This window comes from Mesorhizobium sp. M1312, assembly GCF_040318115.1.
GTDB lineage: Bacteria > Pseudomonadota > Alphaproteobacteria > Rhizobiales > Rhizobiaceae > Mesorhizobium.
In genome coordinates this window covers 171,174-190,170 of sequence record NZ_JAMYLQ010000009.1, presented here as the reverse complement: position 1 = coordinate 190,170, position 18,997 = coordinate 171,174, and the positions used below count along the sequence as shown (strand labels likewise).

Sequence of the window (18,997 nt, the reverse complement as noted above, 5' to 3'; positions counted from 1 at the left end):
TCACTACCGCATCGGCCCGAAAATCGGAATCGATTTTCGGAAAGCACGATGCGTAGGTAAAAGAGTTAGAGCGTACTTTGCGCGTCCAAGTGGACGCACGTCGCTCTAGCGTGTTGGAGACAGGGCAGAGATGAACACCGACGAAGTGCTGGGCATTTTCCGTGAAGCCGGTGCCGTCCTCGAAGGGCATTTCATCCTGACGTCGGGCTTGCGAAGCTCGGTCTTCCTGCAGAAGGCGCGGGTCTTCATGCATGCCGACAAGACCGAGCGCCTGTGCAAGGCGCTGGCCGAAAAGATCCGCGCCGCCGTGTCCGGCAGGATCGATTATGTCGTCGGCCCGGCGATCGGCGGGCTGATCCCGGCCTACGAAACCTCGCGCCATCTTGGCGCCCCGGCGATCTGGGTCGAGCGGGAAGGGGGCGAGTTCAGGCTCCGCCGCTTCGAGATCGCCAAGGGTTCGCGCGTCGTCATTGTCGAGGACATCGTCACCACCGGCTTGTCGATCCGCGAAACCATCGACTGCCTGCGCGCGCTTGGCGCCGAGGTCGTTGCCGCTGCCTGCATCATCGACCGCTCGGCCGGCAAGACCGATGTCGGCGTGCCGCTGATCGCGCTCGCCGAATATGAGGTTCCGGCCTACCCGGCCGACAGGCTGCCGCCCGAGCTCGCCGCCATACCGGCAATCAAGCCCGGCAGCCGCAACATATGACTGAAGGCGCTACTGTGATTGCCGGCATCGACCATTTCGTGCTGACGGTTCGCTCCGTCGAAGACACCTGCGCCTTCTATCAACGCGTGCTCGGCTTCAGGCGCCTCGACGAGCCGGACCGGCCGACGGCGCTGCTGTTTGGAACGCAAAAGATCAATGTGCATGAGGCAGGCCACACTTTCGAGCCGAAGGCCAAGGCGCCGACTCCGGGGTCCGCGGATTTCTGCCTGATCGCCGCCCGTCCGCTCTGGGAGATATGCGCCAGCCTGGCGGCCAACGGCGTTGCCGTCGAAGTCGGGGCGGTCGAGCGGATCGGCGCCCGTGGCCCGATGATGTCGATCTATTTCCGCGACCCGGACGGCAATCTTGTCGAGGTCAGCGAGTATGGACCGTAGATAGCTGGGGTTGATCCGCCGCCCGGGCGCCCGACGAGCTTCGGTTGTCCTTCGGCCAGCATATCGCTATATCAAGATCGTTGTTGCCTTTCGACGGCGGCAAAGCGCAAGATGTGGCTGTCGCGCCCGGGTGGTCAGAGCGGCAACTTTTGGATATCAGGAAATGGAACAGAGTGCTTTTTCGACGCCGTAAGCCTGATGGTTTTCTCGATCGGGTGCGTACCTATCTGTGGCCACGTCGCTCTTTCTCGCGCTCCATGTGTCTGGCGGACAGAGCCGGAACCGCCGGACGGGAAGTTTCCGCCGGATGATCATCGGTATCGGCAGCGACCTGATCGATATCAGACGCATCGAAAAATCGCTGGAGCGCCATGGCCAGCGCTTTATCCAGCGCATCTACACCGAGGTCGAACAGGCCCGCTCCGAAAACCGCGGCGCCCGCGCCGCCTCCTATGCCAAGCGCTTCGCCGCCAAGGAGGCCTGCGCCAAGGCGCTGGGCACCGGTATGGCGCAAGGGGTGTTCTGGCGCGACATGGGCGTCGTCAACCTGGCCAGCGGCCAGCCGACCATGGCTTTGACCGGCGGGGCGGCGGCGCAGCTGGACAAAATCCTGCCTGACGGGCACAGGGCGGCGATCCACCTCACCATCACCGACGATTTTCCGCTTGCTCAAGCCTTTGTGATCATCGAGGCGTTGCCCGTCGAAGAAGCGCCATATTGATTGCATCTGACCACCGGCATGACGTTGCCCAGCGCGCGCCGAGACTCTATACCAACCAACGCATAATCGAGGACGACATGAGCGTGGCTGAAAAATCCCAGAAGAAATCCGGCGGGCTTGGCGAAACCGTCAGCGTCATCGTCCAGGCGCTTTTGCTCGCTCTGGTCATCCGCACGCTCCTTTTTCAGCCATTCTCCATCCCGTCCGGGTCGATGCGGCCGACCTTGCTCGAAGGCGACTACCTCTTCGTCACCAAATGGTCCTATGGCTTCTCCCGCTATTCCCTGCCGTTCGGGCCGGACATCTTTTCGGGCCGCATCTGGGGCGCCGAGCCGAAGCGCGGCGACGTGGCGGTGTTCAAGTTCCCGCCGGACCCCTCCGTCGACTACATCAAGCGCGTCGTCGGCCTGCCGGGCGACAAGATCCAGGTCAAGGACGGCCAGCTCTTCATCAACGGCGTCGGCGTGCCACGCCAGAAGGCCGGGCAGATCGACAATCGCGACATTACCGAGGAGAGCGGGCCGGTCGACGTTTATCGCGAGACATTGCCGAATGGCGTCAGCTATGACACGCTCGACCTGATACCCAACTCGATCGGTGACAACACCCAGGAATTCGACGTGCCGCCCGGCCACTATTTCATGATGGGCGATAACAGAGACAATTCCTCGGACAGCCGCTTCACCGTCGGTTTCGTCCCCGACGAGAACCTGGTTGGCCGCGCCAATCTCATCTTCTTCTCGATCGGTGGCAGCGCCAGCCCGCTCGAAATCTGGAAATGGCCGTCGCTGATGCGCGCCTCGCGCCTGCTCCATTTCGTCAATTAGGATCATGGCGGCGACAAAACGGCTGACCGTCGACGCGCTCGCCGAAGCGCTCATGCAGCGCACCGGCCACGCCTTTGCCGACCGCCAGCGCCTGCAGCGCGCGCTGACCCATGCCAGCGCCCGCAGCAGCCATGCCGGCATCGACTACGAGCGTTTCGAATTCCTGGGCGACCGTGTCCTCGGACTGATCGTCGCCGACATGCTTCTGGCGGCGTATCCGGACGCTGCCGAAGGTGAGCTGTCGCTCCGGCTCAACGCGCTGGTCAATGCCGAGGTGCTGGCGGAGATCGCCGAGGAGATCGGCCTGCCGGAGCTGATCCGTGCCGGCTCGGACGTACGCGGCCTGGACGGGCGCAAGCGCGTCAATCTGCGGGCAGATGCGCTGGAATCGCTGATCGCCGTGCTCTATCTCGACGGCGGGCTGGAGGCGGCCCGCGCCTTCATCCACAAATACTGGCGGCCGCGCTCGCAGGCCACCGGTGCCGCCCGCCGCGATGCTAAGACCGAACTGCAGGAATGGGCGCATCAGGCCGCAGGCGCCGTGCCGGTCTACATAATTGACAGCCGCGAGGGACCGGACCACGATCCGCTATTCACCGTCAGCGTCAAGGTTGGCGCCTTTCCGCCGGCGACCGGCAGCGGACGCTCCAAGCGCGAGGCCGAGCAAGCCGCCGCTGCTGCACTGCTGTTGCGCGAAGGCGTGTGGCTAAATAAGGGGAGCGCGGCATGACCGCCACCGAAGACGTCCCGCCGGCAGCAGAAGCTGCCACCACGCACTCTGGCTTCGTTGCGTTGATCGGCGCGCCCAATGCGGGAAAATCGACGCTGGTCAACCAACTGGTCGGCGCTAAGGTGTCGATTGTCACCCACAAGGTGCAGACGACCCGCGCCATCGTGCGCGGCATCGCAATCCACAATAACGCACAGATCGTCTTCGTCGACACGCCGGGCATCTTCAAGCCGAAGCGGCGGTTGGACACGGCGATGGTGACGACCGCCTGGGGCGGCGCCAAGGACGCCGACATCGTGCTGTTGCTGATCGATGCCGAGCGCGGCATCAGGGGCGACGCCGATGCCATCTTGGAACGGCTGAAGGATGTCCGCCAGCCGATGGTGCTGATCCTCAACAAGGTCGACCGGGTCAAGCCCGAGGCGCTGCTGGCCCTGTCCGCGGCAGCGAATGAAAGAGTGCCCTTCAAGCGCACCTTCATGGTCTCGGCGCTAACTGGGTCGGGCTGCAAGGACCTGCTCGACTATCTGGCCGCAACCCTGCCTGCCGGCCCCTGGTATTACCCGGAAGACCAGATCTCAGACCTGCCGATGCGTCAGCTGGCGGCAGAGATCACTCGCGAAAAGCTCTATCTCAGGCTGCATCAGGAACTGCCCTATTCCTCCCATATCGAGACCGAGAAATGGGAAGAGAAGAAGGACGGCTCGGTGCGCATCGACCAGACCATCTATGTCGAGCGTGACAGCCAGAAGAAGATCGTGCTCGGCCACAAGGGCGAGACGATCCGTGCCATCGGCCAGGCGGCACGCATGGAGATATCCGGTATCCTCGAACAGAAGGTCCATCTTTTCCTGTTCGTCAAGGTGCGCGAGAACTGGGGCGACGACCCCGAGCGCTATCGCGAGATGGGGCTGGAGTTTCCGCATTAGAGCATGTTGCCGAAAAGTGGGGGCCGATTTTCGAAAAAGATCATGCTCAAACAAGAAGTCACTATCGACACAGCCCTCGTGAGCCGGTTGGTCGCCACGCAATTTCCCGATAGAAGGATCTTGCTGTCCGGCCGGTTTCATCAGGCGGATGGGACAACAGGACCTTTCATCTCGGAGACCATATGCTGGTGAGGCTGCCGAGTGCGGCGGCCTATGCCTTGCAAGTGGAAAAGGAACATCGCTGGCTGCCAAGGCTTCCGCCTCTGCTGCCGCTGCTCTTCCTTCGCCCGATTGCCCTGTTGCCCGACCCTTGCCTGACGAAGAGCAATCATTCAGAAGGACAGTCGGTGTCGGCGCCGCCCCTCATCCGCCTGCCGGCACCTTCTCCCCGTATAGTGACGGGGAGAAGGGGCTGGCCGCAACGCTGGAAATTGGCGAAATGCCCGGCAGGGCAATGAGGGGCAGCGCAGCTGAAGCGACGTTGTTCTTGCTTTGTGCCGTCAGTTATGCTAGTAATTTCAGCATAGTGCTGATTTGCGCCAGCGACCGCCGCCGAGGCGGTTTTTTTGTTTCAGGGTGCGCCACTCGTCGGCGTGACTGTCCACGGCTCTTTGTTAACTCCGAGATTGGAGCCTCGGCATCCGAGGCTCCAATCTTGATTTCGCCACCGAACCGGTGACAAGCTCCGTTCATGGAATGGCGCGACGAGGGAATCATTCTCGGCACCCGCAAGCATGGCGAAACCAGCGCCATTCTTGAGGTCATGACGCGTGCGCATGGCCGCCACCTCGGCCTTGTGCGCGGCGGCCGCTCGCGCAAGCAGCAGCCTGTTCTGCAGCCCGGCAACCGTGTCGACCTGTTGTGGCGGGCGCGGCTCGACGAACATCTTGGCACCTTTCAGGCCGAGGCGATCGAGATGAACGCCGCCCGGCTGATGGACAGCGCCGTCGCCATCTATGGGCTGCAGACGATGGCTGCGCATCTGCGCCTGCTGCCCGAGCGCGACGCCCATGACGGCCTCTACGAGACGCTGGCCGTGATGATCGCCCATCTCGACGATGCGGACGCCGCCGGCGAGCTGGTGGCGCGCTTCGAATTGCTGATCCTCGACGAACTCGGCTTCGGTCTCGATCTCAGCCAGTGTGCCGCGACCGGTGCCAGACAGGACCTTGCCTATGTCTCGCCGAAATCCGGGCGCGCCGTGTCACGCGCGGCAGGCGCGCCATGGCGCGACAAGATGCTGGTGCTCCCCGCCTTCCTGCAGCGCGGCTCCGGCCTGCGCGCCGATCCGGCAGCGATCGAGGACGCGTTCCGGCTGACCGGCTTCTTTTTTACCCGCCATGTCTACGAGCCGCGCGGCATCGAGGCGCCCGGTGCCCGCGCCGGCTTCCTCGCCGCCTTGCGCAAGCACCACGCGGCGGACAAGGAGATTGGCGCCGAGGCCGCAGCCGGAGAAAGCATTACGTGAGCGAAGTGGAACTCTATCCCGGCCGGGTCTCGCCGCTCGGCCTCGGCACCATTCCGCACGGCGACATCTCTAGATATACCGTCCTGGAATTGCTCCAGCGCATCATCGACAACAAATACCCGGCGCCGCTGCTGGCTTTTGGTACTGAAACGTGCTCGATCTTTCCGGCCGCCAATCTGGTGGCGCGCTGACTCGGCTGGCCGTCCTGGCCGCCGTATTTGTCAGTAACTACTGGCTTGGTTTGGGGGAACCGCCATGTTTGAAAGCCTGATCGGCCTAGTCGCGATCATCGCGCTGTTCGTCATTATCTCGCGCCAGCAGAGCCGCATCGGCCTGATCGAGCGCGAACTTGGTGCGCTGCGCAGCCTCGTGCTTTCGGGTATCCATGTGCCCCCGCCGCAGGCCAAGCCGGTAGAACAGGCCGCAAACGACAGCATGCCAGCAGACGCGGCAATTGCGGCCGTGACCGACATTGCCCCGCCGTCGGCGGGCGAGGCTGAGGAAAAGCCGTCCACAGAGGTTGAAGCCGGGGAGATTGCGTCCGGACCGTGGGCTGCGGGCGAAGCGGCGCCGGCTGGATCTGCACCTGCGCAACCGGCCGCCGCGACGGCGAAAGAGGCGCAAAAGTCCGACATTGAAACGGCGCTCGGCACCCGCTGGGCGGTCTGGGTCGGCGGCATCGCGCTGGCGCTGGGCGGCCTGTTCCTGATCCGCTACACCATCGAGGCCGGCATTTTCGGTCCCGGCGTGCGGCTGAGCATGGCAGCAATGCTCGGGCTGGTGCTGGTCGCCGTCGGCGAGTTCATCCGCCGCACCGGCTTCAGGGTGCCGGTGCAGGGCGTCGCCGGCGCCTATATTCCGGCGATCCTGACGGCGGCCGGTGCTTTCATCCTGTTCGGCACGGTTTATGCCGCGCATGGCGTTTACGGCTTCATCGGGCCGGCGCTTGCCTTCACGCTGCTCGGCGCCATCGGTGTGGCGACCATCGCGGCCGCCCTCGTCCACGGTCAGGCGCTGGCCGGCGTCGGCCTGCTCGGCGCGGTGGTGACGCCGATGCTGGTCGCTTCGCAGGCGCCTAATCCCTGGGCGCTGTTCGGCTATTTGGCGATCGTGCTCGCCGCCACCGGCGCCATCGCCCGCCTGCGCCACTGGAAATTGCTAATGGCGGCAGCGTTCGTCGGCACCGGCCTGTGGACCATTCTTTACATGACTGATGCGCCGGGCACCAACCTGCCTGTCATCCTCTTTATCAATGCGGTGACCCTGGCCGTACTTGCCTTCATCTGGCTCGGCCCTCGCGGTGGCGAAGCAGAGCCCGCCAGGAGTTTCGACTGGCCGCCGATCGCACCTGGCTTCTTCGTCGGCCTTTCGGCGATGTCGCTGTTCGTCGACCCGGCATACGCTGCCGGCGATGCTCTGCCGGGAGCAGCCCTTATCGCAGCCCTGGTCGCGGTAGCGCTCTACCGGCCGCTGGCACTGGCGCTTCTGCACGCCGCAGGGCTGGCGACGGTGCTGGTCTATCTCGGCATCATTCCGCCAACCTCCGTCGCTTCAGACTTTTCAGGTGGTGTTCTCGGCGTCGAAGGTCTGCCGGCGGCAGTTGCCGATACGCTGATGCTCAGGATCGGTATCTTTCTTGGACTTGTATTCATCGGCGCCGGATTCTGGGCTGCGCGCAAATTTGCCGCCTCAGCACAAATCCGCGCCGCCTCATGGGCGGCATGGGGCGTTGTCGCGCCGCTCGTCATTCTGTTGGCGCTCTGGTTCACCTTCGGCAATCTCGACCGCGATCTTGTCTACGCGGCGATTGCAGCCCTTCTGGTGGTGGTCTTCGCCACCGGCGGCGAGTGGATCGCGCGCGGTGAACAGCCGCCGCTACGGGGCGGTGCTGCCGTCTCGTTCGCGCTTGGCGGGGCAGCAGTCGCTGCCTTGCTGATGCTCTACATGGCCTTTGGGTCCGGCTGGACGACCATCCTCCTGGGTGCCGCGGCCGTCGTGCCGGCGCTGGCCACCCGTTGGCGCGCCTACCCGGTGCTCGGCTGGATTTCGGTCGGCGCGGTCATCGCGGTGCTCGGCCGTATCGCCTTCGATCCGACAATCGTCGGTGCCGAATTCCTTTCGACGACGCCAGTGTTCAACTGGCTGCTGCCGGGCTACGGCGTCCCGGCGCTTGCCTTCGGCTTTGCCGCCTGGCAGCTCGCCCACACCACAAACGGCCGGCCACGCCTCGCCATGGAAGCGGGCGCAGCACTGTTTGCGATGCTCACGGTTGCCATATTGGTGCGCCACGCCATGCATGGCGGCGTCATCGACACGGCAGCTGCGACGCTCGCCGAGCAGGCGATCTACACGCTGATCGCCATCGGCGCCGGCGCCATCCTGGTCGCCATCGACATGCGCTCGCCAAGCTCGGTGCTGCGTTATGGTTCGCTTGCCGCGGGCGTGGTCTCGGTCGCCTTCATCGTCATCCAGCATTTTGTGGCGCTGAACCCGCTGTTTACTAACGAATCGACCGGGCGAATCCCGGTGTTCAACCTGCTGTTCCTCGCCTATCTCTTGCCGGCCGCCGCTGCCGGCGGGCTCGCGCTCTATAGCAGAGACAAGCGGCCGAAATGGTATGCCGCGATGCTGGCGCTGGTGGCAGCACTGCTTGCCTTCGTCTATGCGACGCTGTCGGTGCGGCGGCTGTTCAGGGGCGAGTTCATCGGCCTGTGGAGCGGCCTCGGTCAGCTCGAGACCTACACCTATTCCGCGCTGTGGCTGATCATCGGTGTGGCGCTGCTCACTGCCGGCGTCTGGCTGAAGTCGCAGGTGCTGCGCATCGCGTCGGCCGCGCTGATCTCGGTCGCCGTGTTGAAGGTCTTCCTCTTCGATATGTCGGAACTGGAAGGCGTGCTGAGGGCGCTGTCCTTCATCGGCCTCGGCGCGGTGCTGATCGGCATCGGCCTGTTCTACCAGCGGCTGCTGACAAGAGCAGCCAAATCCGAAGCCGGATAGTATTCAGGCCAGATCGGTCTGCAAGAAATCATTGCCCTTGTAGAGCAGGGGTACCCGGTAGGCCTTGGCGCATGCATAGCTGAAGCAGTCGCCGAAATTCAGCTTGGCGGGATGGCCGACATATCGACCGTAGTCGCGCGCGGCTTTGACTGCGAGTTCGCGAATGGTACCATCCAGTGGAACTTCCACGGCCTTGAGTTCGGCCAAGAAGCCGATGACGATGGTTTGGCATTGATCGATCAGAGCAGGCGGTGTCGGAGCTTGATCGCCGCTTTCAGCCACAGATTTCCTGCGGGCGATTCCGAGGATAGCTTCAAAAGCGGAACTCGGCGAGAAATAGAGCGTCTCGGCAGTTTCAATCCTTCTCAGCAGACGTTCCGCATCTGCCTCTCTCAAAATCAGCGCAATAATGGCGGAAGCATCAAGAAACATCGGGTTCCCCCCAGGCCTCGTCCATGAATTTCTTCATATCGAAGGTGGGGTCATCGGGACCGAGTGCGCTCGCGGCATCCTGATACTTTTTGATACGCTCGCTCAGCGGAAGGACAGAGTTCGCTCGTTCAAGCTCGCGCTTGAGAGCGATTCGCACTGCTTCAGTCTTCGTGGGGGCCTTGATGGCGGACTGCAACTGACGAGCCAGCGCGTCGACCTCGTTATCGCGGATGTAAAGAGACAAATCGATCCTCCAAATGTATATCCAAGTCCGAATATACGAAATATACAATTTCGAATATACACCCTTCAGGGCGCGCTTTCAACCTCAGGATTCATGGCTTGCGGCGCCTTGACAGGGTGGCACCAGCGCCGGCCGGGAATAGACCGGTCCGCGCCAGCGTTATTCTGTTGCTTGGGTGACCGGGGCGGCGGACCGCTTCGCGCCGGCCGCTTGCGCCGCGCCGCGAAGGCGCGTTCAATCGGCTGAACAAGGGCGACCTCAGAACCAGCGGTCATGGACGAAAAGAAGGCAGCAATCCTTGGCGAAATACCACGCCTGCGCCGTTATGCGCGCTCGCTGCTGCGCGACCGCGATTCCGCCGACGATCTCGTTCAGGACTGTCTCGAACGGGCGCTTGTGCGGCTCGACAATTGGCAGACTGGAGAAAGCCCTAGGAGGTGGCTGTTTACGATCATGCATCATTTGTTCATCGATCAGATGCGCAAGGTGAACCGGCGCGGCGAAGCCGCGATGCTGCCTCTGGAAGCGGGCGAAGCGCAGGCAGCACCCGCCGAGCAGATGGAGAGCATCGCCTCGCGCGAGATTATCGACGCATTACAGGCGATCAGTCCCGACCGGCGCGCAGCACTGGTCATGGTCGCCATCGAAGGCTTTTCCTATGCCGAGGCCGCCAACATCCTCGGAGTGCCGGCCGGCACGCTGATGTCGCGCATCGCGCGCGGGCGTGACGAGTTGCGCGGGCTGCTGGATGACGCCGCGCGTCGCCGGACGATAAGGATTGTCGAGAAATGACCCGGCGCGATTTTTCCGAACGCGACATCCATATGGCTCTCGATGGCGAGTTGCCGGTTGACGAGCGCGCGGCGTACGACGTCTGGCTCGACGCCAATCCTGAAATGAAGGCGAGGAGCGCCCGCTATATCGCCGACCGCGCAGCCCTTCGTGCCGCCTTCGCCGGCGTGCTCGACGAACCGGTGCCGGCGCGGTTGCAGAAGATCGTGCTCGGCGAGGCGCCGGTCAAGACGGCGGCATTGAGCTCGCGCTGGTGGCTCGCGGTTGCCGCAGCGGTGATGCTCGCCATTGGCGGTGTTGGCGGTTATGTCGCCGGCATCGACCATCTCGGTCTGAAAGACCCCGCCGAGGACCAGCTCGCCGAGCAGGCGATCGCAGCCCATGTCATCTATGCCGCCGAGCAGCGGCATGCGGTGGAAGTGCCCGCCAGCGACAAGGATCATCTGCAGACCTGGCTGTCCAATCGGGTCGGCCTGAAGCTGGTTGCACCGGATCTGGCGGCGCAAGGATTCCAGCTCGTCGGCGGCCGGCTGCTGCCCGCTGGCGAGAGCAAGGCCGCGATGCTGCTTTATGAGGACGAAAAAGGCCAGCGCATCTCGCTGTTCGTCACGGCTGAATCGGCCGAGAAGGCCAAAGGCACCTATGGGTCGGAAGAGAATGGCCCCGAAGCAGTCTACTGGCTGGACAAAGGCTATGGCTGCGCCGTCGTCGGCTCGCTGCCGCGCGCGCAGCTGACTGCGGTGGCGAAGAGCGCCTACAGCCAGCTCCTGGCCGGGCTGGCCAGCTGAGCTGTGCCTGTTTTTTTGTGCATAATACTTTCCGAAAATCGATTTCGATTTTCGGGGTCATGCACCCGCCGAAACTGTCACAATTGAGCCCGAATCGAGGTGCGATAGCGCTTGACGGATGCTGGCGCTTCGGCTGTGTTGTCGACACTTCTGACCAGGGCCTTTTCCACAACCCAATCGAGGTTTTCTGAGCCCGCATGCCTGCCGAGATTCGCACGGCCCGCGCGTCCGACGTCGATGACCTCGCCGTCATCGAGAAGGCTGTTTTCTCGAGCGACCGCATTTCCCGCCGCTCCTTTCGCCAGTTGATCGAACGCGAAAGTGCCGAGCTGCTGGTTGCCGAAAGCGACGGCCGCGTCGCCGGCTACGCGGTCGTGCTGTTTCGCAAAGGCAGCGGCGTCGCGCGGCTCTATTCCATCGCCATCGGTCCCTTTTTCGGTGGGCTCGGCATTGGCCGTATGCTGCTGGAACGGGCCGAGGAAGTCGCCTTCGAGCACAACCGCATGATGCTGCGCCTCGAGGTGCGCGAGGACAACAGCCGAGCCATTCGCATCTACGAGCAGAGCGGCTATCGCAAGATCGGCCGCGAACCGGGCTATTACGAGGACGGCGCCACGGCGCTGCGCTACGAAAAGACCTTGCGCGGCGACATTCCGGTCGCCACCAACGTGCCGTTCTACCAGCAGACCTGCGAATTCACCTGCGGCCCGTGCTGCCTGATGATGGCAATGGCCAATTTCGAGCCCGGCTTCGTGCCCGACCCGGTCATGGAAATCCGTTTGTGGCGGGAGGCGACCACCGTTTTCATGATGTCGGGGCCTGGCGGCTGCGAGCCGTTCGGCCTCGCCGTTGCCGGCCACGAAAGCGGGCTCTCTGCCGAGATATATGTATCCTTCCATGGCGCGCTGTTCCTGCAGTCGGTGCGCAGCCAAGACAAGCGCCGGGTGATGGAACTGGCGCAGGTCGACTTTCGCCGGCGCGCGGAACTTTACGGCATCCCGGTGAATTACCGTCCATTCGCCATCGACGACATCCGCACCGCGATCGCCGAGGGGAAATTGGTGTTGGTCCTGATCAGCGGCTTCCTGATGTTCGGCAAGAAGGTTCCGCACTGGGTGCTGGCCATCGGCGACGACGGCGACCATATCCTGATCCACGATCCCTGGGTCGAAGACGAGAGACAGGAGACCATTCTTGATGCCGCCAACATTCCCGTGCCTTACGGCATCTTCATGAATATGGCGCAGTTCGGCCGCGATGGATTGCGTGCCGCCATCACCCTCGGAAAGCGCGACAGACAATGACCTGGGTCATCCTTACCGGCCGGCAGAACGATCTCGATCAGGTGGCGACACCGCACAAGATCATCACCAATCGCGACTATCTTGCCCATCCGGCGCTGTTTCGCGGCCAGCGGCCGAAGGTCATCAACCTGTCGAACAACTACGGCTACCAAAGCCGCGGCTACTATGCCTCGCTGCTGGCCGGTTCGCGCGGCCACAAGGTCATCCCGACGGTCGAGACGATGATCGACCTGTCCGAGCGCAAGCTCTACGATCACGCGCTGCCGGAGCTGGAACTCGCGCTCAACAAATGCCGCAAGGATCTGGGCGGCGCCTTTCCGCAAAAAGTCTGCATCTTCTTCGGCATCGGCCCGTCGAGGATATGGGATCGCTTCGCCAAGCTTTTGTTCGATTGGTTTCGGGCGCCGGCGCTGGAAGTCCACATCACGGACAGCGCCGAATGGGCGTCGATCCGCAAGATCGGCTTCCATCCGCTGGCCAGGATGACCGAGGAGGAAGAAAAGCGCTTCCTTCAGTGCCTCGAGACCTACACCAACCGCGAATGGCGTGACACCAAGGGCCGCACGCCGGCGCGTTACACGTTCGCCACATTGGTCGATCCGCACGAGGAGTTGCCGCCGTCGGAGATCTCGTCGCTGCGCTACTGGGCCAAGATCGCCGAAAAGATGGGCGTCGAAATCGAGCCGATCACCAAAAAGGATCTGGCCAAGCTCGCCAACTACGACGCGCTGTTCATCCGCGAGACCACTTCGATCTCCAACCACACTTACCGCTTCGCGCGCCGCGCCCAGCAGGAAGGCATGCCTGTCATCGATGATCCGCTGTCGATGATCCGCTGTACCAACAAGGTCTATCTCAACGAGCTGATGACCTACAACAAGGTTCCGGTGCCGCCGACGGTGATGATCGCCGGCACCTCGGATCTCGAAGTTGCGGCGCAGACGCTGGGCTTTCCGCTGGTGCTAAAGATCCCAGACTCCTCGTTTTCACGCGGCGTCAAGAAATGCGCAACCTTCGAGGAACTGAAGACGCTTGCCACCGAATGGCTGGAGGATTCCGATCTCTTGATCGCGCAGAAATTCATTCCGACCGAATATGACTGGCGCGTCGGCGTGCTCGGCGGCCAACCTCTGTTTGCCGTGCACTATCTGATGGCCAAGAAGCACTGGCAGATCGTCAACCACAAGGCCAACGGCAAGCCCGACCAGGGCGGCATCAAGACCTTTACCTTGAAGGAGGCGCCGGCCCATGTCGTCGAGACTGCGGTGAGGGCGGCGCGCTGCATCGGCGATGGCCTCTACGGCGTCGACCTGAAGGAGACTAAGGACGGTGTCTTCGTCATCGAGGTCAACGACAATCCCAACCTCGATCATGGCTGGGAGGATTCCGGCGAAAAAGACGAGGTCTGGGTGCGGCTGACGCAATGGTTCCTGGAGCGGCTCGACCGGCCGGGACGCTAGGGCACCAAGCGGTGTAGACGGGAACTGAATCCATCCAGCGGATTTCAATGCCTCAACCGGATTGGCTGAGCGTCTCTTTCGATCTCAGCAGGCGCTGGATGTCCGCCGCATTCGACGGCATGCCGATCAGGTAACCTTGGGCCTCGACACAGCCTTCCCTGCGCAGGAATTCAAGTTGCGCTTCGGTTTCGACGCCTTCGGCGGTGACGGTCATACCAAGCTGCGCACCGAGCCCGATGATCGTGCGCACGATCGCGGCCGTGTCGCGGTTGTCGATGTCGCGGATAAAGGAGCGGTCGATCTTGATCTTGTCGACAGGGAAGCGGCGGAGATAGCCGAGCGACGAATAACCGATGCCAAAATCATCCAGCGCGATACGGATGCCGAGGTCGCGCAACTGCCTGAGCGTCTTGAGCACGGTATCGCTCTCATCCATCAACACCGTTTCGGTGATTTCCAATTCAAGCCGATCGGCCGGCACGCCGGAAAATGCCAGCGCGGAGATGACGCTGCGGGCAAAGGTACCACTTTTGATCTGCACAGCCGAGACATTGACTGCGATGCGCAGCCCATGCGGCCAGCCCGCCGCCACCGTGCAGGCTTTCCTCAGCGCCCATTCGCCGAGCGGCACGATCAGCCCGGTTTCTTCGGCGACCGAGATGAAGTCGTCTGGCGGCACCAAGCCGCGTGCCGGCGAGTGCCACCGCATCAGCGCTTCGGCGCCGACGATCTCGCCGGACGGGATGTTCATAATGGGTTGGAAATCGAGCTCGAATTCCCGCCGCGGCAGCGCTGCCTCGAGGTCGGTTTCGAGTGCGCGCCGCGCCTGCACCATTGCATCCATGCCTGGCTCGAAGAAGCGATAGACGTTGCGTCCTTCGCTTTTCGCTCTGTAAAGGGCCATGTCGGCGTTTTTTAGCAGCGTGTCGGCGTCCCTGCCGTCATTGGGAAAAAGGGCGATGCCAAGGCTGATGCCGACATGCATGTCGCGGCTTTTGTCGCGAAATGGCTTTCCTATGATGTCGACAATGCGTTTTGCCAATTTTTCCGCATCGCCGGCACCTTTTGGACCGGCACCTTTTGTATTGAACTGGATGATGACGAATTCATCGCCGCCGAAGCGAGCGACCACGTCCGTTTCGTCGCGTAGGCAATTTTGCAGCCGCTCGGCCACGCATTTCAGCAGCCAGTCGCCCGCCGGGTGCCCCCAGGTGTCGTTGACGGCCTTGAAGCGGTCGAGGTCGAGCGAAAATATCGCCAGGTCCGTGGCCTCGCCCAAGGCCTGGTCGAGCCGTTCGCGGAACATCGAGCGATTGGGCAGGTTGGTCAGCGTGTCGTGATGTGCAAGGTGGGTCATGCGCTCTTCGACGCGCCTGCGCTCGGTGACGTCGTCGAAGGTTGCGACCCAGCCGCCGCCACTCATCGGCTGCCGCACGACCAAAAGAGTTCTGCCATCGGCAAGATGGCGGTAGGTTGACCGCATTTCCCCGGCTTGAAGGCAGGCCGCGGTTTTCGAGATTTCGCTTTTGATGTCGATCTCTGCATAAATACCCAGGCGCACGAGCTGCTCGAGCGCGTCGCCGTGGCTCATGCCAAGCGGAAAATCGGCCGGCGTGACGTGGTAGAGTTCCAGGAAACGTTCGTTGCGCACGATCAGCCTGCTGTCCGCGTCATACATCAAAAGGCCCTGCGACATGTTGGCGAGTGCCGCGTCGAAGCGTCGATGCTGCTCTTTCAGCTCCTGCTCGGCGCGCCGTTGTTCGGTGATATCCTCATAGATCGACACCCAGCCGCCTGAAGCCAGCGGCCGGTGCGAGATGTTGATGATGCGGCCATCAGACAGCGTTTCCTCGTAGGTCGAGGGTTTCGCCCGGTCGATATAGGGCTTGCGGATGGCGTAGAGTTCTTCGGCGCTGTGCGCGGCGACGCCGATGTCGACGCTGTGCTGGAGGATGTCGAAAAACCGGATGCCGGGCTGCACGATCTCGGCGTCAAGGCAGAAGATGCTGATATAATTGCCGTTGCAGATAATCATGCGCTCGTCGGCATCGAACATGCACAAGCCATGCGACATGTTCTCGACGGCGGCCGAAAAACGATCATTCTGTTTGCGCAGTTCGTCTTCTATCCCCGGCAGACTTATGCCTTCGGCCCTCCGTCCGCGGACGGGCGAACCAGCCTTGACATGAGTGACGGACATGAGGCTGCCTGCAGACCGTGATCGAACACGGCACTGTGATCCCTTCCGGTTAATTTACCGTTTTTCAGTGGGCCGGCTGCAGCGTTTGGCGTCGCGATTTCTCGATTGCCGCATACCGTTTGAGGAACGCGTTTTGCGCCCAGGTCACCGAACGCGGGGTGAAATCGAAGCGTTCGGCATTGAATCCGCGCGGCCGGCCGAAGAATTCGGTTGCCTCGGCGGTCGAAAAGCCGGCAAGCAGCGTCGCCTCGAAATAGGCGGCGATCTGGTCGGCGCGCTTGATCTCCTTGCGCAGGCCCGCACTAGGTTCGATCGGCAGCGAAAAGCGCCGATGGATGGCGCGCTGCAGCCTCAGTTCGCACTCCTTGTAGCTGCCGCCCATCACCGATTTGAACGGTGAGATCATGTCACCGATGACATATTCCGGCGCGTCGTGCAGCAAAGCCGCCAGCCGCGCGTTGGCCGGGGCGTCCGGGACCAGCTCGCCGAAAAGCGCCTCGACCAGTAGCGAATGCTGGGCAACGGAAAAGGCGTGATCGCCGCTGGTCTGGCCGTTCCAGCGGGCGACGCGGGCAAGCCCGTGGGCGATGTCCGAAATCTCGATGTCGAGCGGCGAAGGGTCAAGCAGATCGAGCCGACGGCCCGACAGCATACGCTGCCAGGCGCGTGGTGGCGCGCCGGCACGGTCGGCCGCCATCAGGCCTCCTCCGCGCTGACGGATTCCTGCGGGCCAACGGTTTCCGGAAGAAAAGTGAACTTCGCCCAGGCCGGAATGGTGAGCGACACAGGGACGTCATCCGCCATGATCGGCTGGCCGGCGTCGAGCGCTGCCTTGACGCGGTCGATACGGGCTATGGCGAGGCCAGCCGTGCCGGCGACAGTACCAAGCGTGCCGACCGGTCGCCTGGCAACTGTCAGTCCGGCGCCAGGAGCCGGCAGGGGCCGTTCGGCCGAAACGATCAGGACCCGCCGTCTGGCGGTGCCGCGATGCTGCATACGCGAGACCACCTCCTGGCCGACATAGCAGCCCTTCCTGAAGCCGACACCGCCGGTCTCGTCGAGCAGCACATCATGCGGGAAGGCGTCGCCGAGCTGATAGTCGCTGCCGCTTTCGGCAATCCCATGGGCGATGCGCAGAGCTTGCCATGCGGCCGGATCGCCGCCGCCGGCCGTGCCGCCATAAAAGCGCGTCACGGACGCGTCGCGGAACCGTGCATCTGCAACCGGCGTTGAATCAAATCGCGACGCGGTTGAATCATCCCACGCAACAGCGACAAGTCCCTGATCTGCCTTGGCGATCTCGACCTTGGCGCGCAATTTGTAGAGCATCAGCCGCCGGATGAAATCATCTGATATATCGGCTCGGCAATCGAGGCGGAAGGAATTCTCGCCAGCGCGGGAGATCAGGAAGTCGAACAGAATCTTGCCTTGCGGCGTCAGCAAGGCGCCAGGCTTTGCTTCGCCGGCAGCCAATGTGTCGAGGTCGGCGGTCAGAATGTTCTGCAAAAAGTTCTCGGCATCCGGGCCTGACACGGAAACGAGTGCGCGATCTTTCAGTAGGGCAAAGGGCATAGGCGGAAAACAACCTGATCTTGCAAAACAGTCGGCCATTACGTAAGCCGCTGACACTCCCCCCGCAAGAGACCGGATCAGCATGGCCACGACCTACGACCTCATCCTGACAGGCGGCACGGTGGTCAACCACGATGGCGAGGGCCGGCGCGACATCGGCATCAACGGCGGGCGCATCGCCGCCATCGGCGATCTCGGCCAAGCTTCCGCCGGCGAGACCGTCGACTGTCGCGGCCTGCACATCCTGCCGGGCGTAGTCGACAGTCAGGTGCATTTCCGCGAGCCGGGGCTGGAGCACAAGGAAGATTTGGAGACAGGCTCGCGGGCAGCTGTGCTGGGCGGCGTCACCGCCGTCTTCGAGATGCCTAACACCAACCCGCTGACCACCAGCGAAGCAGCCCTTGCCGACAAGGTTCGGCGCGCCACCGGCCGCATGCATTGCGACTTTGCCTTCTGGGTCGGCGGCACCCGCGAAAATGCCAGGGAGGTTGGCGACCTCGAACGGCTACCCGGTGCTGCCGGCATAAAAGTATTCATGGGCTCGTCCACCGGCGACCTTTTGGTCGAGGACGACGAGGGCGTCGCCTCGATCCTGAGGAATACGCGCCGCCGCGCCGCCTTTCACTCCGAGGACGAGTTCCGGTTGCGCGAGCGGCTCGGCGAACGGATCGAGGACGACCCGTCTTCGCATCCTGTGTGGCGCGACGAGATCGCCGCCTTGCGCTGCACCGAGCGCCTGGTGCGCATCGCGCGCCAGGTTCGCGCCCGCATCCACGTGCTGCACATCTCGACCGCGGAGGAGATTGCCCTCCTCGAACGGCACAAGGACGTCGCGACCTGCGAGGCGACACCGCATCACTTGACGCTGAGCGCGGACGATTATGCGCAGCTTGGCACGCTGATCCAGATGAACCCACCGGTGCGCGCATCGCGCCACCGCGACGGCATCTGGCATGGCATTGCGCAAGGCATTGTCGATGTGCTGGGTTCCGACCACGCCCCGCACACGCTGGCCGAGAAGGCAAAACCCTATCCGGCCTCGCCGTCCGGCATGACCGGCGTGCAGACACTGGTGCCGATCATGCTGGATCACGTCAATGCCGGCCGGCTGACGTTGCAACGTTTCGTCGACCTGTCCAGCCACGGCCCGCAGCGTACCTTCGGCATGGCCAGGAAAGGCCGCATCGCTGCCGGCTACGACGCCGATTTCACCATCGTCGATCTGAAGCGCCGCGAAACCATCACCAATGCGCAGGCCGGCTCCAAGGCCGGCTGGACGCCCTATGACGGCAGAGAAGTAGCCGGCTGGCCGGTCGGCACCATCGTGCGCGGCCGGCGTGTGATGTGGGAAGGCGAGATCGTCACGCCAGGACAGGGCCGGGCGGTGGAGTTCTCCGAGGCGCTGCCGGTCTAAATTAGAGCGGTGGAC

The 18,997-nt window shown here is 63.0% G+C and carries 19 protein-coding genes and 2 pseudogenes; 16 read left to right on the top strand and 5 right to left on the bottom strand.

The features are described 5' to 3' along the window. Window positions 1-130: 130 nt before the first annotated feature. The 11 genes and pseudogenes from pyrE to NKH36_RS13675 all read left to right on the top strand — a co-directional run bounded on the left by pyrE (window position 131) and on the right by NKH36_RS13675 (window position 8,776). Window positions 131-709, top strand: coding sequence for an orotate phosphoribosyltransferase (gene pyrE, locus NKH36_RS13725; RefSeq protein WP_352961764.1), 579 nt, complete (start codon window positions 131-133; stop codon window positions 707-709). Beyond that, the gene (locus NKH36_RS13720) at window positions 706-1,104 is read left to right on the top strand and encodes a VOC family protein (RefSeq protein WP_352961761.1); all 399 of its coding nucleotides are present in this window, start codon (window positions 706-708) and stop codon (window positions 1,102-1,104) included. Before pyrE ends, NKH36_RS13720 begins: the two co-directional genes overlap by 4 nt. A 173-nt stretch (window positions 1,105-1,277) precedes the next feature. Then, a pseudogene (locus tag NKH36_RS13715) lies at window positions 1,278-1,364 on the top strand (DUF2062 domain-containing protein); the annotation flags it as partial. A 47-nt stretch (window positions 1,365-1,411) separates the two neighbouring features. Continuing rightward, window positions 1,412-1,825 (top strand): holo-ACP synthase, encoded by a 414-nt coding sequence (acpS, locus tag NKH36_RS13710; protein WP_352961758.1) that lies wholly within the window; start codon window positions 1,412-1,414, stop codon window positions 1,823-1,825. 77 nt (window positions 1,826-1,902) lie between these two features. Next, entirely contained in the window at window positions 1,903-2,652 is a 750-nt protein-coding gene (gene lepB / locus NKH36_RS13705; RefSeq protein WP_352961756.1) for a signal peptidase I, read from the top strand. 4 nt (window positions 2,653-2,656) lie between these two features. Beyond that, entirely contained in the window at window positions 2,657-3,382 is a 726-nt protein-coding gene (gene rnc, locus NKH36_RS13700) for a ribonuclease III (RefSeq protein ID WP_352961753.1), read from the top strand. Further along, window positions 3,379-4,311, top strand: a complete 933-nt coding sequence (gene era, locus NKH36_RS13695; protein WP_352961750.1) for a GTPase Era — start codon at window positions 3,379-3,381, stop codon at window positions 4,309-4,311. The genes rnc and era overlap by 4 nt, the downstream gene beginning before the upstream one ends. Window positions 4,312-4,353: 42 nt before the next feature. Beyond that, window positions 4,354-4,610 (top strand): annotated as a pseudogene (locus NKH36_RS13690) (phosphotransferase); the annotation flags it as partial. Between the two features lie 392 nt (window positions 4,611-5,002). Then, window positions 5,003-5,779 (top strand): DNA repair protein RecO, encoded by a 777-nt coding sequence (recO, locus tag NKH36_RS13685; protein WP_352961748.1) that lies wholly within the window; start codon window positions 5,003-5,005, stop codon window positions 5,777-5,779. Beyond that, window positions 5,776-5,970, top strand: a complete 195-nt coding sequence (locus tag NKH36_RS13680) for a hypothetical protein (RefSeq protein ID WP_352961745.1) — start codon at window positions 5,776-5,778, stop codon at window positions 5,968-5,970. The genes recO and NKH36_RS13680 overlap by 4 nt, the downstream gene beginning before the upstream one ends. Window positions 5,971-6,034: 64 nt before the next feature. Then, window positions 6,035-8,776, top strand: a complete 2,742-nt coding sequence (locus NKH36_RS13675; protein ID WP_352961743.1) for a DUF2339 domain-containing protein — start codon at window positions 6,035-6,037, stop codon at window positions 8,774-8,776. Window positions 8,777-8,779: 3 nt separating this feature from the next. Here NKH36_RS13675 and NKH36_RS13670 read toward each other — a convergent pair whose 3' ends face one another. Together NKH36_RS13670 and NKH36_RS13665 are read right to left on the bottom strand one after the other, a co-directional pair. Beyond that, window positions 8,780-9,208 (bottom strand): type II toxin-antitoxin system VapC family toxin, encoded by a 429-nt coding sequence (locus tag NKH36_RS13670; RefSeq protein WP_352961741.1) that lies wholly within the window; start codon window positions 9,206-9,208, stop codon window positions 8,780-8,782. Next, the gene (locus NKH36_RS13665; protein ID WP_292216872.1) at window positions 9,198-9,452 is read right to left on the bottom strand and encodes a type II toxin-antitoxin system VapB family antitoxin; all 255 of its coding nucleotides are present in this window, start codon (window positions 9,450-9,452) and stop codon (window positions 9,198-9,200) included. Before NKH36_RS13665 ends, NKH36_RS13670 begins: the two co-directional genes overlap by 11 nt. A gap of 273 nt (window positions 9,453-9,725) precedes the next feature. Between NKH36_RS13665 and NKH36_RS13660 the strand changes: the two genes are divergently transcribed. The 4 genes from NKH36_RS13660 (at window position 9,726) to NKH36_RS13645 (ending at window position 13,796) form a co-directional block, all read left to right on the top strand. Continuing rightward, window positions 9,726-10,244, top strand: coding sequence for a sigma-70 family RNA polymerase sigma factor (locus NKH36_RS13660; RefSeq protein WP_352952161.1), 519 nt, complete (start codon window positions 9,726-9,728; stop codon window positions 10,242-10,244). Next, the gene (locus NKH36_RS13655; protein WP_352961738.1) at window positions 10,241-11,032 is read left to right on the top strand and encodes an anti-sigma factor family protein; all 792 of its coding nucleotides are present in this window, start codon (window positions 10,241-10,243) and stop codon (window positions 11,030-11,032) included. Before NKH36_RS13660 ends, NKH36_RS13655 begins: the two co-directional genes overlap by 4 nt. Window positions 11,033-11,229: 197 nt before the next feature. Continuing rightward, window positions 11,230-12,336 (top strand): peptidase C39 family protein, encoded by a 1,107-nt coding sequence (locus NKH36_RS13650; RefSeq protein ID WP_352961735.1) that lies wholly within the window; start codon window positions 11,230-11,232, stop codon window positions 12,334-12,336. Next, on the top strand, window positions 12,333-13,796 hold the full coding sequence (locus tag NKH36_RS13645; RefSeq protein WP_352952164.1) for a RimK family ATP-grasp domain-containing protein: 1,464 nt from the start codon (window positions 12,333-12,335) through the stop codon (window positions 13,794-13,796). The genes NKH36_RS13650 and NKH36_RS13645 overlap by 4 nt, the downstream gene beginning before the upstream one ends. Window positions 13,797-13,848: 52 nt before the next feature. Here the strand turns inward: NKH36_RS13645 and NKH36_RS13640 are convergent, their stop codons facing one another. The 3 genes from NKH36_RS13640 to ygfZ form a co-directional block, all read right to left on the bottom strand. After that, entirely contained in the window at window positions 13,849-15,996 is a 2,148-nt protein-coding gene (locus tag NKH36_RS13640) for a putative bifunctional diguanylate cyclase/phosphodiesterase (protein WP_352961732.1), read from the bottom strand. Window positions 15,997-16,060: 64 nt separating this feature from the next. Beyond that, window positions 16,061-16,693, bottom strand: coding sequence for an HD domain-containing protein (locus NKH36_RS13635; protein ID WP_352961729.1), 633 nt, complete (start codon window positions 16,691-16,693; stop codon window positions 16,061-16,063). Further along, window positions 16,693-17,568 (bottom strand): CAF17-like 4Fe-4S cluster assembly/insertion protein YgfZ, encoded by an 876-nt coding sequence (gene ygfZ, locus NKH36_RS13630; protein ID WP_352961727.1) that lies wholly within the window; start codon window positions 17,566-17,568, stop codon window positions 16,693-16,695. The genes NKH36_RS13635 and ygfZ overlap by 1 nt, the downstream gene beginning before the upstream one ends. An 82-nt stretch (window positions 17,569-17,650) precedes the next feature. Between ygfZ and NKH36_RS13625 the strand changes: the two genes are divergently transcribed. Further along, window positions 17,651-18,982 carry a dihydroorotase gene (locus tag NKH36_RS13625; protein WP_352961724.1) on the top strand — a complete coding sequence of 444 codons (1,332 nt, stop codon included), beginning with the start codon at window positions 17,651-17,653 and terminating at the stop codon, window positions 18,980-18,982. The last annotated feature ends 15 nt before the right edge of the window (window positions 18,983-18,997 follow it).

What these genes read in the sequence shown, in the direction of transcription:
- pyrE (WP_352961764.1), top strand. Translation starts at nt 131, where the DNA reads ATGAACACCGACGAAGTGCTGGGCATTTTCCGTGAAGCCGGTGCCGTC.
- NKH36_RS13655 (WP_352961738.1), top strand. Translation starts at nt 10,241, where the DNA reads ATGACCCGGCGCGATTTTTCCGAACGCGACATCCATATGGCTCTCGAT.
- ygfZ (WP_352961727.1), bottom strand. Translation starts at nt 17,568, where the DNA reads ATGCCCTTTGCCCTACTGAAAGATCGCGCACTCGTTTCCGTGTCAGGC.
- recO (WP_352961748.1), top strand. Translation starts at nt 5,003, where the DNA reads ATGGAATGGCGCGACGAGGGAATCATTCTCGGCACCCGCAAGCATGGC.
- era (WP_352961750.1), top strand. Translation starts at nt 3,379, where the DNA reads ATGACCGCCACCGAAGACGTCCCGCCGGCAGCAGAAGCTGCCACCACG.
- NKH36_RS13670 (WP_352961741.1), bottom strand. Translation starts at nt 9,208, where the DNA reads ATGTTTCTTGATGCTTCCGCCATTATTGCGCTGATTTTGAGAGAGGCA.
- acpS (WP_352961758.1), top strand. Translation starts at nt 1,412, where the DNA reads ATGATCATCGGTATCGGCAGCGACCTGATCGATATCAGACGCATCGAA.
- NKH36_RS13675 (WP_352961743.1), top strand. Translation starts at nt 6,035, where the DNA reads ATGTTTGAAAGCCTGATCGGCCTAGTCGCGATCATCGCGCTGTTCGTC.
- NKH36_RS13660 (WP_352952161.1), top strand. Translation starts at nt 9,726, where the DNA reads ATGGACGAAAAGAAGGCAGCAATCCTTGGCGAAATACCACGCCTGCGC.
- NKH36_RS13625 (WP_352961724.1), top strand. Translation starts at nt 17,651, where the DNA reads ATGGCCACGACCTACGACCTCATCCTGACAGGCGGCACGGTGGTCAAC.
- NKH36_RS13640 (WP_352961732.1), bottom strand. Translation starts at nt 15,996, where the DNA reads ATGTCCGTCACTCATGTCAAGGCTGGTTCGCCCGTCCGCGGACGGAGG.
- NKH36_RS13635 (WP_352961729.1), bottom strand. Translation starts at nt 16,693, where the DNA reads ATGGCGGCCGACCGTGCCGGCGCGCCACCACGCGCCTGGCAGCGTATG.
- NKH36_RS13650 (WP_352961735.1), top strand. Translation starts at nt 11,230, where the DNA reads ATGCCTGCCGAGATTCGCACGGCCCGCGCGTCCGACGTCGATGACCTC.
- lepB (WP_352961756.1), top strand. Translation starts at nt 1,903, where the DNA reads ATGAGCGTGGCTGAAAAATCCCAGAAGAAATCCGGCGGGCTTGGCGAA.
- NKH36_RS13645 (WP_352952164.1), top strand. Translation starts at nt 12,333, where the DNA reads ATGACCTGGGTCATCCTTACCGGCCGGCAGAACGATCTCGATCAGGTG.
- NKH36_RS13720 (WP_352961761.1), top strand. Translation starts at nt 706, where the DNA reads ATGACTGAAGGCGCTACTGTGATTGCCGGCATCGACCATTTCGTGCTG.
- rnc (WP_352961753.1), top strand. Translation starts at nt 2,657, where the DNA reads ATGGCGGCGACAAAACGGCTGACCGTCGACGCGCTCGCCGAAGCGCTC.